13 protein-coding genes and 1 pseudogene are annotated in these 16,193 nt (G+C 60.8%); 6 read left to right on the top strand and 8 right to left on the bottom strand.

Annotated features, from left to right (window positions below):
• Window positions 1-1,337 (bottom strand): annotated as a pseudogene (locus tag C8D82_RS21835) (hypothetical protein); the annotation flags it as partial.
• Between the two features lie 181 nt (window positions 1,338-1,518).
• Here C8D82_RS21835 and C8D82_RS08465 point away from each other — a divergent pair.
• Together C8D82_RS08465 and C8D82_RS08460 are read left to right on the top strand one after the other, a co-directional pair.
• On the top strand, window positions 1,519-1,989 hold the full coding sequence (locus C8D82_RS08465; protein ID WP_116883846.1) for a superoxide dismutase [Ni]: 471 nt from the start codon (window positions 1,519-1,521) through the stop codon (window positions 1,987-1,989).
• 3 nt (window positions 1,990-1,992) lie between these two features.
• Window positions 1,993-2,556 (top strand): DJ-1/PfpI family protein, encoded by a 564-nt coding sequence (locus C8D82_RS08460; protein WP_116883838.1) that lies wholly within the window; start codon window positions 1,993-1,995, stop codon window positions 2,554-2,556.
• Window positions 2,557-2,611: 55 nt separating this feature from the next.
• Here C8D82_RS08460 and C8D82_RS08455 read toward each other — a convergent pair whose 3' ends face one another.
• Window positions 2,612-3,754: a Gfo/Idh/MocA family protein gene (locus tag C8D82_RS08455; RefSeq protein WP_116883837.1), complete on the bottom strand. Its 1,143-nt coding sequence runs from the start codon at window positions 3,752-3,754 to the stop codon at window positions 2,612-2,614.
• Between the two features lie 98 nt (window positions 3,755-3,852).
• On the opposite strand from C8D82_RS08455, the gene C8D82_RS08450 reads away from it, so the two are divergent.
• Complete coding sequence (locus C8D82_RS08450; protein WP_165832941.1) at window positions 3,853-4,764, top strand: AraC family transcriptional regulator; 912 nt, start codon at window positions 3,853-3,855, stop codon at window positions 4,762-4,764.
• On the opposite strand, the gene C8D82_RS08445 is transcribed toward C8D82_RS08450, so the two are convergent.
• The 6 genes from C8D82_RS08445 to C8D82_RS08420 form a co-directional block, all read right to left on the bottom strand.
• On the bottom strand, window positions 4,725-5,180 hold the full coding sequence (locus C8D82_RS08445; RefSeq protein ID WP_116883835.1) for a cupin domain-containing protein: 456 nt from the start codon (window positions 5,178-5,180) through the stop codon (window positions 4,725-4,727). The two genes, C8D82_RS08450 and C8D82_RS08445, sit on opposite strands and share 40 nt — an antisense overlap.
• Window positions 5,181-5,440: 260 nt before the next feature.
• Window positions 5,441-6,169, bottom strand: a complete 729-nt coding sequence (locus C8D82_RS08440) for a hypothetical protein (protein WP_116883834.1) — start codon at window positions 6,167-6,169, stop codon at window positions 5,441-5,443.
• A gap of 708 nt (window positions 6,170-6,877) precedes the next feature.
• A complete protein-coding gene (lon, locus tag C8D82_RS08435; RefSeq protein ID WP_116883833.1) occupies window positions 6,878-9,295 on the bottom strand; it encodes an endopeptidase La in 2,418 nt (805 codons plus the stop codon).
• Window positions 9,296-9,323: 28 nt separating this feature from the next.
• Window positions 9,324-10,622, bottom strand: a complete 1,299-nt coding sequence (locus C8D82_RS08430) for a bifunctional folylpolyglutamate synthase/dihydrofolate synthase (protein ID WP_116883832.1) — start codon at window positions 10,620-10,622, stop codon at window positions 9,324-9,326.
• Between the two features lie 26 nt (window positions 10,623-10,648).
• Window positions 10,649-11,863, bottom strand: a complete 1,215-nt coding sequence (locus C8D82_RS08425; protein WP_165832940.1) for a PD40 domain-containing protein — start codon at window positions 11,861-11,863, stop codon at window positions 10,649-10,651.
• Between the two features lie 98 nt (window positions 11,864-11,961).
• Window positions 11,962-13,050 (bottom strand): aminotransferase class V-fold PLP-dependent enzyme, encoded by a 1,089-nt coding sequence (locus C8D82_RS08420; protein ID WP_116883830.1) that lies wholly within the window; start codon window positions 13,048-13,050, stop codon window positions 11,962-11,964.
• A 171-nt stretch (window positions 13,051-13,221) separates the two neighbouring features.
• Between C8D82_RS08420 and nifS the strand changes: the two genes are divergently transcribed.
• From nifS to C8D82_RS08405, 3 genes are all read left to right on the top strand, one after another.
• Window positions 13,222-14,412 (top strand): cysteine desulfurase NifS, encoded by a 1,191-nt coding sequence (gene nifS / locus C8D82_RS08415; protein WP_116883829.1) that lies wholly within the window; start codon window positions 13,222-13,224, stop codon window positions 14,410-14,412.
• Window positions 14,413-14,487: 75 nt separating this feature from the next.
• Entirely contained in the window at window positions 14,488-14,766 is a 279-nt protein-coding gene (locus tag C8D82_RS08410) for a DUF493 family protein (protein WP_133245115.1), read from the top strand.
• 181 nt (window positions 14,767-14,947) lie between these two features.
• Window positions 14,948-16,183: a hypothetical protein gene (locus tag C8D82_RS08405; RefSeq protein WP_116883827.1), complete on the top strand. Its 1,236-nt coding sequence runs from the start codon at window positions 14,948-14,950 to the stop codon at window positions 16,181-16,183.
• The last annotated feature ends 10 nt before the right edge of the window (window positions 16,184-16,193 follow it).

The following is a 16,193-nucleotide window of genomic DNA, read 5'->3' as shown; positions in this document are numbered from 1 at the left end:
TCAGTTTCCGCGAGTTTGTCCAGCGTCGCTTTGTTGGCGTGGGTGTGCGCTTTGCCGACCGCGTCGGCGACCTGCGCGGCGGTGGTCGCGCCCACCGCATCGGCGGTCGCGGCGTGATCGACGATGCCGTCATCGTTGGTATCGTAAACCGATTTGAGCATATCCCCCGTGCCGGAGCCGGTTGGACCGGGTTCTCCCTGCGGACCCTGCGGCCCGGTGTCGCCTTTGTCCCCCTTCGGTCCTTGCGGTCCGGCGGGACCGGGATCGCCTTTATCACCCTTGGAACCGGCAGGACCGATATCACCCGTATCGCCTTTGTCCCCCTTCGGCCCTTGCGGCCCGGCGGGGCCGGTTTCCCCCTGCGGTCCGGTATCGCCCTTATCTCCTTTCGGCCCTGCGGGGCCGGTGTCGCCTTTTTCACCTTTCAAGCCTTGTGGCCCTTGCGGTCCGGCGGGACCGGTTTCTCCCTGCGGCCCGGTGTCGCCTTTTTCGCCTTTTGTGGAAGAGGCGCTGCTCAAAAAGGCCAGCCAGCCGCCGGAGGTGCCGCAGAATGTGATCACATATTTTCCGGGCTGATCGAAGGACGGGGCTGCCGGGAGCCACTCGACCGTTTCCGGCAGGGTGAATGGAACGCTCTGCCGCAGCTCCAGCCAGAGCTCCCAGACCGGGCTGGAATTTTCCCGGCTTTCCAGCAGCGAGTCGTCGATGGTGACGGCGGTTTCCTCCGCGATGGTCAGCAGATAGACCGGCACCGCCGGGTCGAGGAGGATATCCGGGCCGGTCACCAGCGTGTTTCGCAGGATGCCCGATTCCGCGATCGCGGGAGTTCCGCCGCTTCCGGAGGAGGATTCCGGAACATCGCCGGGCTGGCAGACGGGCAGAAATTTGGCGGTGAACAGAATCCGCCGGTTCCCATTTTCATCCTCGGCGGTGACGGTAAGGTCCGGGAAAAGCTTCCGGTCGCGGAAAGCATCAAAATGAATGGCCGCCGCCGCTCCCCGGAAAAAGGCTTCACTGCCGGTGTCGATGCGGAACTCCAGCCGGTTTCCGGCGATACTGACCGCCCCGTCTGCGCTTCGGAACATCGGCTCCGGATTTCCCGGCATCGAACCTGCCAGTGTGTAATGAAGCTCCGGTGCGAGCCGGTACGGCGTCAGCTCCCAGCCGTTCCCGGCGGGAGTACGGGTGAAGAAATCGACGGCCAGAGTGACCGTCTCGCCGAAGAAGAGTGCTTCCGGGCGGCCGGCCGGGTTTGTCAGATCGCCGGTCCGGGGATCGATCGGCCGTCTCAGGCCGACGTCCGCCGCCAGGGAAATTGTGTTCAGGGAATTGCTCATTCGCTTGCCTCCAAAATGATGAAATGGTTGTCGGAAAAAAGGATTTTATATTCGGAAAATTTGTCAACCATACGGATCGGATGAGCGGAGAATTTGACTTGGGAGCGACTGCCGTTATATTGAATGACAGGTTATTCCGCCGGAAACAGGTTCGGCGGAGGCAAGGAAAAGGAGCATGAAGATGAAGAATTCCAAATGGTTGGCGGCGGCTGTCATTCTGGCGGCGGTGTTTGCGGCGGCTCCGGTTTTCGCCCACTGCGAAATACCGTGCGGCATCTATGACGACTCACTGCGCATGAAGCTGATTTATGAGGACATCGCGACGATCCGCAAAAGCATCCATGAGATCAATGAGCTGGAAAAATCCGGCAGGAATGCGAATCAGCTGGTACGCTGGATCATCAACAAAGACAATCATGCCGATAAACTTCAGAATACCGTAACCCGGTATTTTATGACCCAGCGGCTGAAACCGGTTCCGGCGACCGATCCCGGCTATGCGGATTATATCGCCCGGCTGACCACGCTGCACGCGCTGCTCGTCGAGGCGATGAAGGCCAAACAGGGAAGCGATCCGGCGACGGCCGACAGGCTTCAGGCGCTCGCGAACGCCTTCGACAAGCTTTACTTCCACCACGAAAAAGAGAAATGAACGATGGGCAGGAAGATTCTGATGCTGGTCGGCGATTTCGTCGAGGATTATGAGGTGATGGTGCCGTTTCAGGCGTTGCAGATTTGCGGTCATGAGGTCGCGGCGGCGAGTCCCGGCAAAAAAGCCGGGGAAGTGATCCGTACCGCGATCCATGATTTCGAAGGTGATCAGACCTATTCCGAAAAACGCGGCCACAACTTCCAGTTGAATTTCGATTATGCGTCGGCGGATGCCGGCGCATTCGACGCGCTGGTGCTGCCCGGCGGGCGTTCGCCGGAATTCCTGCGCCTGGATCAATCCGTGCTGAACATCATCCGTGCCTTCGCCGCCGCCGGAAAACCGATTGCGGCGGTGTGCCACGGTCCGCAGCTGCTGACCGCCGCCGGAGTGATCGCGAACAGGAGGATTTCCGCCTATCCGGCGGTAAAGCCCGAAGTGACCGCCGCCGGAGCGGAATATGTGGAGTTGCCGGTCACCGGGGCCGTCACCGACGGTAATTTCGTAACCGCTCCCGCCTGGCCCGCCCATGTGGAGTGGCTGAAGCAGTTCAACGCCCTGCTGGGGTAACGACGGGCGGCGGCAACCGATACCGGAATGCCGCCGCCGGAGTTTTCCGCGGGCTTCAGCGGCCGAGGGATTTCCAGACTGGTTCGAGGTCGACTATATCGCGGGTCTGCGCCGCCTTGTCGAGCGCCAGCGCGAGCACGGCGCTCTGCAGACCCTCGTTGCCGCTGCATTTGGGCAGGGCGCCGGTGGTCATCGATTCGTACAGCTCTTTCATGATGTAATCGTCGCCGCCGCCGTGGCCGTCGCCGGAGACGCTGACTTCCAGAATTCCCTCGTCCCCGAGCTTCTTGACGAAGAGCTTGCCGGTGTAGAGGTCGAGCCGCATGGTTCCCTCGCTGCACGAGAAGTACATGCGGCGCTCCGGAATCGCATTGCTCATGGTCGCCGTGAACGCCACCCGGATCCGGTTGCGGTATTCGACGATGGATACGGAATTGTCCATCAGGTCGGTGTCGCCGGAGAACGGGGTTTCGATCGCGTGGGGATCCCACCAGGTCTTGAACTGTTTCACTCCGTACTTCTCTTCGAGCTTCCGGTTTTCCGGGATGAAGAAGTTGCGGCCGCCGAACGAAGCCACCCGACTCGGCAGCGAATCGCAGAACCAGTTGATCAGGTCGAGGTCGTGGCAGCATTTTTCGAGGATGTGCGGACCGGCTTCCGACGTATGCCGCCGCCAGTTGCACATGATGTAGCCGCCGTGCTCGGGGGTGATGTTTTCATTGGCGTCGATCGCGATCAGATAACCGAGCTTGCCGGAAGCGAGGTACTCCTTGGCTTTGCGGTAGATCGGCGCGTAGCGCAGCACGAAGCCGGTCGCGAAGAGTTTGCCGCTTTTCTGGTGGGCTTCGTAGATCTCCCGGCAGTCTTCGATCGTGGTGGCCAGCGGCTTTTCGCTGAACACATGTTTGCCGGCCTGGAAAGCGGCGATGATATGTTCCTTGTGATAAGCGTTCGGCGAGAAGACCAGCACCCATTCGACGCCGGGGGTGTTGATCGCCTCCTGATAGCTGTCGCACTGTTTCGTGACTTCGGAGGTCTTCCAGAGTTCGATGGTCTCCTTCATCACCGCCCGGTCCGGATCATAGGCCGCCACCGGCACCACCTGCTGTTTGGAATCGCGCAGCAGATTGTTGAATACGTAACGCCCGCGGTTTCCCAGACCGATCACCGCAACCTGAATCTTTTTTTCTTCCGCCATCGTAAGCCTCTCTTTTTTTACAATTGAGATTGACAAAAAATCGTTGTATGCAGTATATTATACCACGGAAAATCAAAACTCAAATGGAAAAAAGCCGCATGAATGATGACAAAATACGTTTTGACGGGTACGCTTCGGGCGAGATTGCGGTACATCGGCTGACCGGAAGGATGCCGGAGCTGCAGCGGCGCTACGGACTCTGGATCATCAACTGCAGCACAGCCGGCACTTCGCCGGCGGGGAGTTTCCGGAATTGTCCGGTCCGGCTTTTTGAATTTTATTCGCTGTCCCACCTGATTTCCGGCGGGGGGCGCGGCTGGATCGAAAACGGCCGGGAAACCGACCTGACTCCGGGGCAGGCGGTGGTGATCGCCCCGGGCGACCGGAACCGGTACGGCGGCAGCGATACGCTTCCTTATGTGGAGGACGCGGTCCGGTTCTGCGGTCCGGCGGCGGATATGATGCGCAATGCGGGAGTCATCTCTTCCGGAATTTACAACCTCGGCGGTGTTCGCCGCCTGCTGCCGCTGATCGAACTGGCGCAGGACCCCTCCGCCGACGCGCAGATCAATGCCAATATCGCGCTGCAGAAATTGCTGGTGGACCTCTATAACGAGCACCGCAGGCGCAACACCCTGACACCGATGGAGGAATTGGTCGCCGAAATCAAATCGCGTCCCGATCACTGGTGGACCGTCGAAGAACTGGCGGAATTCTGTAATCTGAGCACCGACCAGCTGCGGCGCAATTTCCTGCGTCATACGGGGATGCGCCCCAAGCGCTACCTGGAGGAACTGAAACTCCGGCAGGCTGCGGAGCTGCTGGTGTCAAGTCCGCTGCCGATTGCGGTTGTCGCCGCGAAATTCGGTTATGCCGACCCGTACCATTTCAGTCGCCGTTTCAAAAACCTGACCGGAGTTTCGCCGGAGCGTTACCGCCGGGAGTATCCCGGCGGGCTCGCCGACATGAATCAGTTGCCTTCGATGAATTCGCATTCTCCGGCTTCATAGGCGGGAATGATCACGGAAAGGTAGGTCAGCGGCACGTTGCCGTTGTTGTAGAGACTCTGCACGGAACCGCCCGGAATGTAGACCACCGTTCCGGGATTGACCGGAATCTGCTTGGCATCGACTGTCAGGATGCCGGTTCCGGCCTGGACCATGATCATTTCATCGCTGGTCAGGCGGCGGAAGGCGAGCGTTTCGTTGACCGGCACTTCGACCGCCAGCATGGAGCACTGCACATCCTTGTCGCCGAGCGTCGGATCGAGCACCAGCTTGAGATCCGCGTTGCCGAGCTGGTTGTTGCGGGTCGGTTCCGGGGTCATGTAGTTGCGGACAGTCGGAGCCGGAGTGGCACAGCCGCTTCCGATTCCGACCACAATTGCCGCCGCGGCGGCGAGAGCGATGGTTGCGTGTTGAAACATGATTTTCTCCTCCTTGATATTCGCCGGAATGATTTGATATGTCCCGGCCGCTCCTCAAAACTCCGGCGTTCTTTCCGGGTGCGGTTTTCCGGGAGTCATTCATCTGCAATCTCTCCTGATAACAATTATTTTACCATGTAACTTAAAAAAGTCAAATTTTCGCCCGAATCAACCTCAAAATCACATTTCGCATTGATCGGAAAATAAAAAAACGGAAGAAGCATCCCTGCTCCTTCCGTGATTGAAAACCGGTAAAAACGCTATTTCAGACGCCGGATAATCTGCGGCGGCCTGGCGGCATCGAACACTCCGAGTTTCGCCTCGTCTCCGTCGAAGGTGATCCGGGTGCGCCAGCCGGGACCGTCGAGGTTGATTTTCGAGCAGTAATAGAGGTCATTTTTTTTGGTGAAGCCGGAGGTCTCCAGCGTCCGGTACGGCTCCTTTTCGCCGGCCTTGATGAATTCGGCTTTCAGCGGGAAATAGTGGTCGCGGGAGATGTAGACCCTGACCTGTTCGGATTTATCCGGGGTTTCCAGCAGCACGACCCGGCAGGGGGCGATCCCGCTCAGCGTCACCGGCTCCAGTTCGCGGACCACCGGATAATACAGGAAGCTCATGGTCAGGTCGGAGGGGCGGATTCCCATGTATCCAAGCCTGGCGGCCTCCTGTGCCTGGCTGCCCACCATCGGCGTGACGGTGGTTTCGGAGTCGCCGCTGAGCCGGGTCTGGCCGATCAGATACCCTTCGGAGCCGTCGATGATGATCTGGCCGGTGGAGCGCTCCGGCTGGATGATGATCGCGAAATAGAGCGAGGCGTTCTCCACCTTGCCGCCGGCGCGCCGGTGCTGGATTTGTCCGGAAAGCGCCGCAAAGGTGGAACCGGAGTTCGGGTTGCGGGCGCGCTCCATGAACTTCGACAGCGGGAGCTCGGCGGCCGACAGCAGGAATCCGAGAGCGAGCGTCGCGAATGCAAAAAAGTGTTTTCTCATAGATTTCTCCTCAAAATAAAAATTAAAAAACAGGCGGCAAAGCCACCGTCGCCCCCGGCAGCTTGCCGGACGCGGTCCAGCCCTCCCAAAAATAAAAAATCTAAAAGAGCAGCCGCGTAGCGGCGTCGCTCCCGGCAGCTTGCCGGACGCGGTCCAGCGGCGGAACGCTGGTCGAAAGCGCAGGGAGCGCGCAGGCGCGGCTCCCGGAGCTTTCGAAATATAAGGTCCGCGAATGCGGACCGCAACCGTAACTGTACCACCCGCGCAAAAGCGCTTGCCGGAATCAAAAATAAGCAACGCGAATTTTTGCTTCCGGCGGTAAGCGCGTTGCCGCCGCCGTCACTCTTACGGCCACCGAAAACCGCAGCAAAGCTCTATATCCAAGCCTGTTTGCCTCACTCATCGCCGCGAAATACCGCACTCCAAGGACGCTTGGCGCCGCTCTCCAAATTTTTACCTGCCGCCGTCGGAAGCTCGCGCTCCCGCATGGGGGCGTCTGCAATTACCATCTGTTGTCTCCGCCCCTCGCGGCGGCTCCGCGCGCTCCGCCGGGCGGTATTGTTCCGGTTGCGGTCGGCATTCGCCGACCTTACATTTCGCTTTGCGCAGGGGCGCGCAGGCGCGCCCCTGCGCAAAGCGACCAGCGTTCCGCCGCTGGACCGCGTCCGGCAAGCTGCCGGGGGCGACGCCGCTGCGCGGCTGTTCTTTTTATTTTTTATGTTTCGGGAAGGCGATTTTCAGCGCTTCGTGGAACTCGCTCACGAAGTGAAATTCCAGTTTCTTGCGCACCTCTTCCGGAATCTCCAGCGTATCCTTCCGGTTCTCCTCCGGCAGGATCACCTGCCGGATTCCCGCCCGCAGCGCCGCAATCACCTTTTCACGGATGCCGCCCACCGCCGTAACCCGGCCGCGCAGCGTGATTTCGCCCGTCATCGACAGCCTCGGAATCAGGCTCCTGCCGGTCAGCAGCGAAATCAGCGCCAGCGTCAACGTGATTCCCGCAGACGGCCCGTCCTTCGGCGTCGCCCCATCCGGCACATGGATGTGGAAGTCATGCTCGTTGAAATAAGCCGGTTCGATCTTCCACTCCGCCGCATGGGCACGGATCAGGCTGAACGCCGTTTCCGCCGACTCCTGCATCACCTTGCCGAGCGAACCGGTCAGCTTCAATGCCCCCTTGCCGCCCGGAATCGCGATCACCTCAATCGGCAGGATCACGCCGCCGCAGCTCGTCCACGCCATGCCGGTCGCATAACCCGGCCCGGCATTTTCCGCCTCGTCCAGCAGGAATTTTCGCGGGCCCAGCAACTCCTGAACCAGTTTCGGAGTTACGCTGACCGGCGCGCCGGCCTCGATTTTGCCTTCGACGATCCGCCGGGCGATTTTACGCAGCACCTGCCCGACTGTCCGCTCAAGGTCACGCACTCCCGCCTCGCGGGTGTAATAGTCGATCAATTCGTCCACGCCGCTCAGGTGGAATCGCACCTGTTTCGCGGTCAGGCCGCTCGCCTTGAGCTGGCGCGGCACCAGATACCGCCTGGCGATCTCGCGCTTCTCAAAGGAGGTGTAACCGGGCAGCCGGATGATCTCCATGCGGTCGCGCAGCGGCCCCGGAATCGTGTCGAGCAGATTGGCGGTCGCGATAAAAAACACCTTCGACAGGTCGCAATCCACTTCGAGGTAATGGTCATTGAAGGCGTAGTTCTGCGCCGGGTCCAGCACTTCCAGCAGCGCCGACGCCGGATCGCCCCGGAAGTCGTTCGCCAGCTTGTCGATCTCATCGAGCATGAACACCGGATTCGCGGTGCCGGCCTTTTTCAGGTTCTGCACGATCCGCCCCGGCATCGCGCCTACATAGGTGCGCCGGTGGCCGCGGATTTCCGCTTCGTCGCGCACGCCGCCCAGCGACACCCGCACGAAATTGCGGTTCATCGCCCGCGCGATCGACTGGCCGAGCGAGGTCTTGCCGACGCCCGGAGGACCGACCAGGCAGAGGATCGGCGCTTTGCGGTCATCGTTTTTGCGCAACTGGAGCACCGCCAGGAATTCCAGAATCCGTTCTTTCACATCCTCCAGCCCGTAATGGTCGGCGTCGAGCACCTTGGCCGCCTCCAGACAGTCGAGCCGGTCCTCGGTGAACTTCAGCCACGGCACATCGAGCAGCCAGGTGATATAGGTGTAGCTGATGTGATATTCGGGAGCAGCCTGCGGAATCACTTCGAGGCGCGCCATCTCCTTGGCGATCACTTCCGAAACCTTGTCGGGCAGTTCCGTTTCGCTGATCCGCTTTTCCAGCTCGATGATATCGGGGTTGCGGCTGTCCTCGCCCAGCTCCTCCTGAATGGTGCGGAGCTGCTCGCGCAGATAGAATTCGCGCTGCTGCTGGCTCATCGCCTGCGAAACCTCGCTCTGGATCTTCATGCTGAGCTTCATCACTTCGAGCTCACGGTTCAGCAGGATGGCCAGGAACTCCTGCCGCGCCCGCACCTCGGAGAGCACCAGCAGCAGCAGCTTTTCCGGATAGCTGAAACTCATCGAATCGGCGATCATATCGGCCATGCGCGCCGGGGAACCGGCGTTCAGCACCGCGACCTGCAGTTCGTCCGGCAGTCCCGGCATCATGCCGGCCAGCTCCTGAAAGAGCATCAGCACGGATTTCTGGCGGGCGATCACCTCTTCGTTCTCATTTTCCTCGCGGTTTTCCGGAATCCCCCGGAAGCGGGCGACCGGCACACCGTCAGTCAGCTCCAGCTTGGAAAAGGAGATGCGTTTCACGCCGCGCACCACAATCCGGACCGAACCGTCCGGGAACTTCAGCTCCTTGACCACGCGCGCCAGCACGCCGACCATGGAACGGCGTTTTTCGGCGTAAGTGAAGATCTTCAATGAAACCTTGACCGGAAGCGTGCCGAGTTCCTCGTCGTCGGGCATCTCCGGGAAGATCGCGAGCAGCCGGTCGGAAGCCATCGCCCGGCGCAGAATCGCAAGTTTGTCCTCACCGTCCACCAGCAGCGGCGTCAATCCGAACGGGAACACCACCGGGTCCCGCATCGGAAAAAATACCGCCGTCGCCTCCGGCTGCGAAACCCCGATCCCGTTTACGGAAATTACAGAACTGTCTGCCATTATAAAACCTTAAATTAAGATGATGAAATCAAGCGAGGTCCAGCACGTCGCGCCGGTCGGCCATGCCGCTGAGCACTTCGCCGGCCAGATAGAGCGAACCGGCCACCAGCACCCGGCACTTCGAATCGGCCAGCGCATCGTTGACCGCCAGAAGCGCGTTCTCCGCCGCGCGGCTGGGGACGGAACAGCACTCCGCGGCCAGCTTGCACAGCTCTTCGCCGGAGTAGCATGGCCGGTCCGCCTCATGCAGCGGCACGAAGACGAATTCCGCCGCGACGGGGGCGATCAGCTTCAGGCTGCCCGCCACATCCTTGTCGCGGAATCCGGCGAAAACAATACGGAACTTCTCGCCGGGAGCCGCCTCCTGCAACGCTTCGCACAGTGCGGCCAGTCCGTCCGGGTTATGCCCGCCGTCCACGAACAGCCGTTCGTTGAGCTGCTGGCACCGCGCCGGCCAGCGGACATTCGCCAGTCCGTCCAGCGCCCGGTCGAGGTCGAGCCCGTATCTGGACTGCATGAATTTCAACACCGGATAGACCACGCGGAAATTCCGGCGCTGCATGGCGCCCAACAGCGGCAGCCGGACCCGGCGCCCCTCGTATTCGAACTCCTGCACAGTCATCCCATTCGCCGTTTTATAGTGGAGCCGTCCCGCGGTTTCCGGGCCGGGGCCGGTCGGCGCCGCGCCGAGCTGCCGGGCGCGGTCGAGCAGCACCTGCCGCGCCTCCTCCGGCATCACGCCGTAGAAAAGCGGCACCGCCGGCTTGATGATCCCGGCTTTTTCCCATGCGATTTTGTCGATGGTGTCGCCGAGGTAAGCCTGATGGTCCAGTGCGATATTGGTGATCACGGTCGCGATCGGATTGACCACATTGGTCGAATCGAGGCGGCCGCCCATGCCGGTCTCCCAGATCACCACATCGACTCCGGCGCGCGCGAAAATCAGCGCAGCCAGCACAGTGGTGAACTCGAAGTAGGTAAAGCGGAAATCCCTCCCGGTATTCCGGCGCGCCGCCTCGGCCAGCTCGGCCGCGTAGGCGTCGAAATCCCCCTGCGGCACCGCCCGCCCGTTCACCCGGAACCGTTCCCGGATGTCGATCAGGTGCGGCGACGAGTAAAAGCCGGTGGTGAATCCGGCCGACCGCAGCGCGCATTCCAGCATCGCGCCGGTCGATCCCTTGCCGTTGGTGCCGGCCAGGTGGATGAATTTCAGGTCGCGGTCGGGATTGCCCGCGCGGTTCATCAGTTCGACGGTGGCTTCAAGCCCCGGCTTGATCCCGAACATGGTCAGGGAATCGAGATATTCCCGTACAGAAAGCGTACTCAATTGAACAGTTCTCCGGTGGGCCGGACCTAGTTTTCCTCGCAGGGAGACCAGACCGGCATCGAAAGGTTATAGGGGGTGGCCACCAGCAGCCGGGTTTTCCCGGTCCAGGTATCGACCACATAGAGGGCGGACTTGCCGCTGCCGTCGGCGCGCTTGCAGACCACCTGCCGGTTGTCCGCCGCCCAGGCGGGAGACTCCCAGTTGCCGGGAGCCTCGGTCGCGCGTTTGTTTTCGCCGGTTTTGGTATCGTAGACGGCGATGGTGTAGTTGCCGTTGACTTTGGTGGCGTAGACGATTTTGCCGTCTTTCGACCAGTCCGGCGTCACCGCGTCGCGTCCTCCCGGAATCACCGGCAGCCGCTTCCGCCCCGAACCGTCGTGCACGGTCACGGTGTAGATGCGGGGCGAACCGGTCTCGTCGCTGACGTAGGCGAGCTGGCTGCCGTCCGGGCTCCAGCACGGCGACGCTTCCACCGCGATATTGCGGGTCAGCCGGGTCAGGCGGGTGGAGCCGACCGGCATCACATAGAGGTCGACCTGGTGATCGGGACTCAGGATCACCGCCAGCTGCCGCCCGTCCGGGCTGATCGCCGCGCCCGCGTTGATGCCGCGGAAAGCGGAGAGCACCCGGCTGCGGCGCGGGTTGAGAGTGGTCTGCACCACGTCGATGCCGGTGCGCCCGTATTTGGAGTAGCCGATCGAGCGCCCGTCCGGGAACCAGCACGGCTCCACGCAGAGCGTGTTGAAGCGGGTGATCTGTTCGACATTGCCGCCGTCGATGTCGCAGACATAGATATTGCGCACGCCGGGAGCCGTCTGTGCGCAGAACGCGATCCTGGAGGCGCAGAATCCTTTTACTTTCAGGTCTTTGAAGGTCTTTTCGATAATCGCGTTGACCACGTTTTTGGCGATGGCGCGGTCGCTGCCGGCGGCTCCGGCCTGCCAGCTTCCGACCGGCGCTCCCCCCTGGGTCAGGTCGAAACGGATGCGGTCGCCGTCGCGGGAACCGGCCAGCTGGAACTGCGCCTTCGGGTCCGGCACCACGTCGAACCAACCGCAGGCGCGCAGAAAATTGTTGACCTCCTGCCCGACGCCGAGGTCGTTTTTCACTCCGCTGAAATAGAGAGTCGGGTTGTCCCGGGTATTTTTGACCACCTCGATCTGCCGGGGAGTATCGGCGAATATCACAGCCGGAGCGGCGCCGGCGAGTACCAGCGCGGCAACACAGAGTTCTTTCAGCATGATTTCAATTCCTTGATCCGTTTCGGGAATGGCCGGTACAGCCGCCGCCATTCGGTTCCAATATTTCAATACTATTAAGAGAGTAACATAGCGCCCCGTCAGTAATTTTTCAACACCGTTTTCAGGGCTTCGGCCATTTTTTTCACATCCTCCGGCGAGGTGTCGAAACCGAAACTGATTCGCAGCCCCGAATACGCCTGTTCCCGGCTGAAGCCGAGCGCGGTCAGCGCCGCCGACGGCGTCCGGGTTTCGGAGGCGCAGGCGCTCCCGGCGGCAACCATCACATCTTCCTCCGACAGCATCCGGACCACGACTCCCGACTGCACGCCGGGCAGCGTCAGGTGCAGGATGAACGGCGACGCCGCTTCCGCCGGAACCGTGCAGAAACTCCGCGCGCCGCCCGGCAGCGGCAGCCCGGCCAATAATTCCCGCGCTGCCGCATTCAGCTCCGAAATCCGCCGCAGGGTCGCTTCGCGCGCCGCCCGGCGCCGGGTTGCGGCAAAAGCCAGCGTCAGCAGCAGCGCCGGCTCCGGGCGGCCGCAGCGGTATTCGACGTGGCGGTAACGGTGGGCGAACTCCGCCAGCTTTCCCTTCCCCGCGAACCGCGGATGCGCCAGCAGCGCCGCGCCGCCGGGAGCGCCGAACTTATGTCCGGAAACTGCCGCCAGATCGAATTCCGGCGGCAGCGGCAGTTTGCCCGCCGCCTGGATCGCATCGACGAAAAGCGGCACGCCCGGCAGCGGCCTGAGTTCCTGCCGGACGCCCAGTTCGCTCTGCACCTGGTGGAACGCCGCAAGCTCCGCGCCGGAATCCTCCGGCATTTGCAGCCGCCCGTCCTTTCCGCACGGAGCGAACTTCACTTCGGCGGCGCTCCGGCGCAGCGCCGCGAGCAGCGCCGGGTGTTCGAGGCGGCTGGTCAGCACCCGCTTCCCGGCCACAGCCGGAGAGTCGGCCAGCAGGTTGAAAATTTCGGTGCCGCTCGTCCCCCAGATCACCGTGCAGTCGTCGCGGTCCGCAAGGGCCTGTGAAAGCTCGCGCGCGGCCGCGTCGAGACGGCGGCGCAGCTCATAGCCAAGCCGGTGTGCCGCTTCCTGATTTGCGCCGGAATGTTCCAGCTCCGCACGGTAAAAATCCAATACTTCGCGGTCGGGATACGCCGCCGCCGCCTGATCCAGATAGATGCTCATTCGCCAAACTCCCTGATTGAAACCGAAATGTTCCTGTAAGGAAGCCGGTTTGTCAACATCGTATTAATCTACCGGATTCCGGCGATTTATCAATACGGAAACAGTTGACTTTTCGGAAAAAGATGGTCTATTTATAGGATGAACCATTTTTTACGGAAAGTGTGAACACTTATGGATAACGTGATCTATCTGGATAATAATGCGACCACCCGCGTCGACGCGGAGGTCTTCGTCGCCATGCAGCCGTTCTTCTGCGAACGGTACGGCAATCCTTCCAGCATCCACCGCTTCGGCGGCAGCGTCGCGGCCGATATCGAGAAGGCGCGCTGCCGGGTCGCGGACCTGCTCGGAGCCTCGTTCCGGGACAAGGACGGCATCGCGACCGAAATCATCTTCACCAGTTGCGGGACCGAGGGCGACAATGCCGCGATCAACGCCGCGCTGAACGCGAAGCCGGAACGCAAAAAGATCGTGACCACCTGCGTCGAGCATCCCGGCATCCTCGCGTACTGCAAGGAGCTTTCCCGGCGCGGTTACGAGGTCGCCTACGCGCCGGTCGACGGCCGCGGCCGGCTCGACATGGAGTTCATGAAGAAAGAGGTCGATGAAAACACCGCGATCGTGACCGTGATGTGGGCCAACAACGAAACCGGCACGATCTTCCCGATCGCTGAACTGGTCGGCCTCGCCCATGAAAAGGGCGCGCTGTTCCACACCGACGCGGTGCAGGCGGCGGGCAAGGTGCAGATCGACGTGGACGGGCTCGACATCGATTTTCTGAGCATTTCCGGCCATAAACTGCATGCTCCGAAGGGAGTCGGCGCGCTGTTCGTGCGGCGCGGCCTCCGTTTCCGGCCGCTGATCTTCGGCGGACACCAGGAGCGCTCCCGCCGGGCGGGAACCGAAAATGTCACTTCGATCATCGGACTCGGCAAGGCGTGCGAACTCGCGCAGACTTACCTGCCTGTCGAACGCCTCCAGCTCGCGGAGCTGCGCGACCGGCTGGAAAAGGGAGTGCTGGAACGCATTCCGAATGTGCGGATCAACGGCGATATCGAGAACCGCCTGCCGAACACCGCTTCGATCAGCTTCGAATATATCGAGGGCGAATCGATCCTGATGCTGCTCGACCGGCTGAACATCTGCGCGTCGAGCGGTTCGGCCTGTACCACGGGAAGCCTGGAGCCTTCGCACGTGCTGCGTGCGATGGGGCTGCCCTATACTGCCGCGCACGGCACGATCCGGTTCAGCCTGTCGCGCTTCAACACCGCCGCGGAGATCGACAAGGTGATCGAGGCGCTGCCGCCGATCATCGCCCAGCTCCGGGAAATCTCTCCCTACTGGCAGGAGCGCGGCAAATAAAGGATTCAGGCTTCAACCGGCTCCGTTTTTCCCGGAGCCGGTTTTTCAAATTCAGTATTGAAAGTATTTCAAATCATGGCAAAACAGATTGATCCCCAGAAGCAAGAGCTCCGTTTCCCCGTCGACTGGGAATTCCGCGTGATCGTGGAAACCGCAAAAGCCGAAGCCGCCCGCCCCGCTCTGGCCGCGGTGCTGGAAAAATACGAACAGCCGCCGCTTCTGCACAACGGCCTGAATTCCAGCAGCGGACGCTATCAGACCTTCAAAGCTCCCGCCACCCTGATTTCCCGGGAAATGATGGAGGCGCTCGCCGCCGACCTGGCTGCGGTCGAAGGCGTCAAATTCGTTTTATAGCGCGAAGCGCCGGAAAATCCCTTTTCGGCAAAAAAAATCAACTTATTTGCGAAAACTCACCTCAATGTCATTTGACAATATATTTTTGTGGTGCTACAGTTTTAGCGCAACAGCGCATTGAATTTATTTTTTTTGATCAATAAACGGTATAAGTCAACAAAAAATCAGTTGGAGAGCCCCGATGAAAGTTGTTAACGTAATTTTGAGCGTCCTGATTCTTCTCCTGGCCGCAGCCAGCGCAGTTTTTTCCTATTTTCTCTTTGAGAAGCGCGGGCAGCTGGTCGGCGGCTGGGACAAGATGGCGACCGCCATCAATCAGGCTGCTGTCGAAATCGATCGCAACAGCGGGACCAAAGTCGCCAAGGAACTGACTCCGGAAGCTCTCGGCCATACCAATTACGCGACCCTCGATGAAAACCTGCGGAAGATCACCAAATTGGTCAAGGACCTGACCATCCAGCGCGACGAGCTCGCCGATGCGCTGCTGCGGGTCTCCTCCTCCGCCGAACTCCGGAACATCAACAAGCAGGGGCTGACCGGGCTCGACACCTATGCCGCCGGCAAGCTGGATGTGATGAAGGGGGTCAACGACGCGATTACAAAACGCAACAGGACGATCGACCAGTTCGTGAATCTCGTGCGCAACACCCTCAATGTCAACCTCAACGCCAGGGCTCTCAAAGACGGCGATACCAATGCGATGAAGCAGCTTACCGATGCGCTCAACCAGATCAAGAGCCGCCGTAACGCTTATGAAGCCAAGATCCGCGACATCAACAGCCAGACCGGCGCCGGCGCCCCCAACTTCGACGACAAAAATTACAACAATTCGCTGAACAAGACCCTTCAGGCCGTTCGCGACCTCAAGGGCAAGTATCAGGGAATGGTCAGCGAAGTCGACAAGGCCAAGCAGAATATCCAGAACCTGCAACGCCAGATCAACGAGCGCGACAACAAGATCGCGATGCTGAACAAGACCGTCGGCACCAAAGACGGCCAGTTGAACGAACTCAAGCGGGCGCTCGGCATCGATATGAAGGATACCATCCCGGCTCCGTGGAAGGCCGGTTCCGTGGAAGCGCGCAAGGCGATCCAGGGCAAGGTACTTGAAGTCAACGACCGTTACGGCTATGTCTGCATCAACCTCGGCAAGAACAGCGTGGTGCCGCAGCAGATCGGCAACAAGGTCGCGGAAGTCGATCCCGGCATCGCTCCCGGACTCCAGCTGGTGATTACCCGCGGCGAGCTTGACAAGAAGGGTTCCGAATTCATCGCCCGCGTCACCGTCACCGATGTGGCCGACGACTGCCTGCTGGCCAATCTGCCCAAGGACGGCAAGAGCGTGCAGGTCGGCGACTTCGTCTACTACGAAGAAGAGCCGAAAGCCGAAGAACCGAAGGCCGAAGAGCAGAAGTAAAGAGAACGTT

It is taken from the genome of Victivallis vadensis, assembly GCF_003096415.1.
Lineage (GTDB): Bacteria > Verrucomicrobiota > Lentisphaeria > Victivallales > Victivallaceae > Victivallis > Victivallis vadensis.
The sequence above is the reverse complement of the archived record's forward strand: the minus strand, read 5'-3'. Positions and strand labels throughout refer to the sequence as shown.

Bases quoted from the DNA above. Each gene is read 5' to 3' on its own strand.
- C8D82_RS08465 (WP_116883846.1), top strand. From the start codon at position 1,519: ATGAAGAATTCCAAATGGTTGGCGGCGGCTGTCATTCTGGCGGCGGTG.
- C8D82_RS08460 (WP_116883838.1), top strand. From the start codon at position 1,993: ATGGGCAGGAAGATTCTGATGCTGGTCGGCGATTTCGTCGAGGATTAT.
- C8D82_RS08455 (WP_116883837.1), bottom strand. From the start codon at position 3,754: ATGGCGGAAGAAAAAAAGATTCAGGTTGCGGTGATCGGTCTGGGAAAC.
- C8D82_RS08450 (WP_165832941.1), top strand. From the start codon at position 3,853: ATGAATGATGACAAAATACGTTTTGACGGGTACGCTTCGGGCGAGATT.
- C8D82_RS08445 (WP_116883835.1), bottom strand. From the start codon at position 5,180: ATGTTTCAACACGCAACCATCGCTCTCGCCGCCGCGGCGGCAATTGTG.
- C8D82_RS08440 (WP_116883834.1), bottom strand. From the start codon at position 6,169: ATGAGAAAACACTTTTTTGCATTCGCGACGCTCGCTCTCGGATTCCTG.
- lon (WP_116883833.1), bottom strand. From the start codon at position 9,295: ATGGCAGACAGTTCTGTAATTTCCGTAAACGGGATCGGGGTTTCGCAG.
- C8D82_RS08425 (WP_165832940.1), bottom strand. From the start codon at position 11,863: ATGCTGAAAGAACTCTGTGTTGCCGCGCTGGTACTCGCCGGCGCCGCT.
- C8D82_RS08420 (WP_116883830.1), bottom strand. From the start codon at position 13,050: ATGAGCATCTATCTGGATCAGGCGGCGGCGGCGTATCCCGACCGCGAA.
- nifS (WP_116883829.1), top strand. From the start codon at position 13,222: ATGGATAACGTGATCTATCTGGATAATAATGCGACCACCCGCGTCGAC.
- C8D82_RS08410 (WP_133245115.1), top strand. From the start codon at position 14,488: ATGGCAAAACAGATTGATCCCCAGAAGCAAGAGCTCCGTTTCCCCGTC.
- C8D82_RS08405 (WP_116883827.1), top strand. From the start codon at position 14,948: ATGAAAGTTGTTAACGTAATTTTGAGCGTCCTGATTCTTCTCCTGGCC.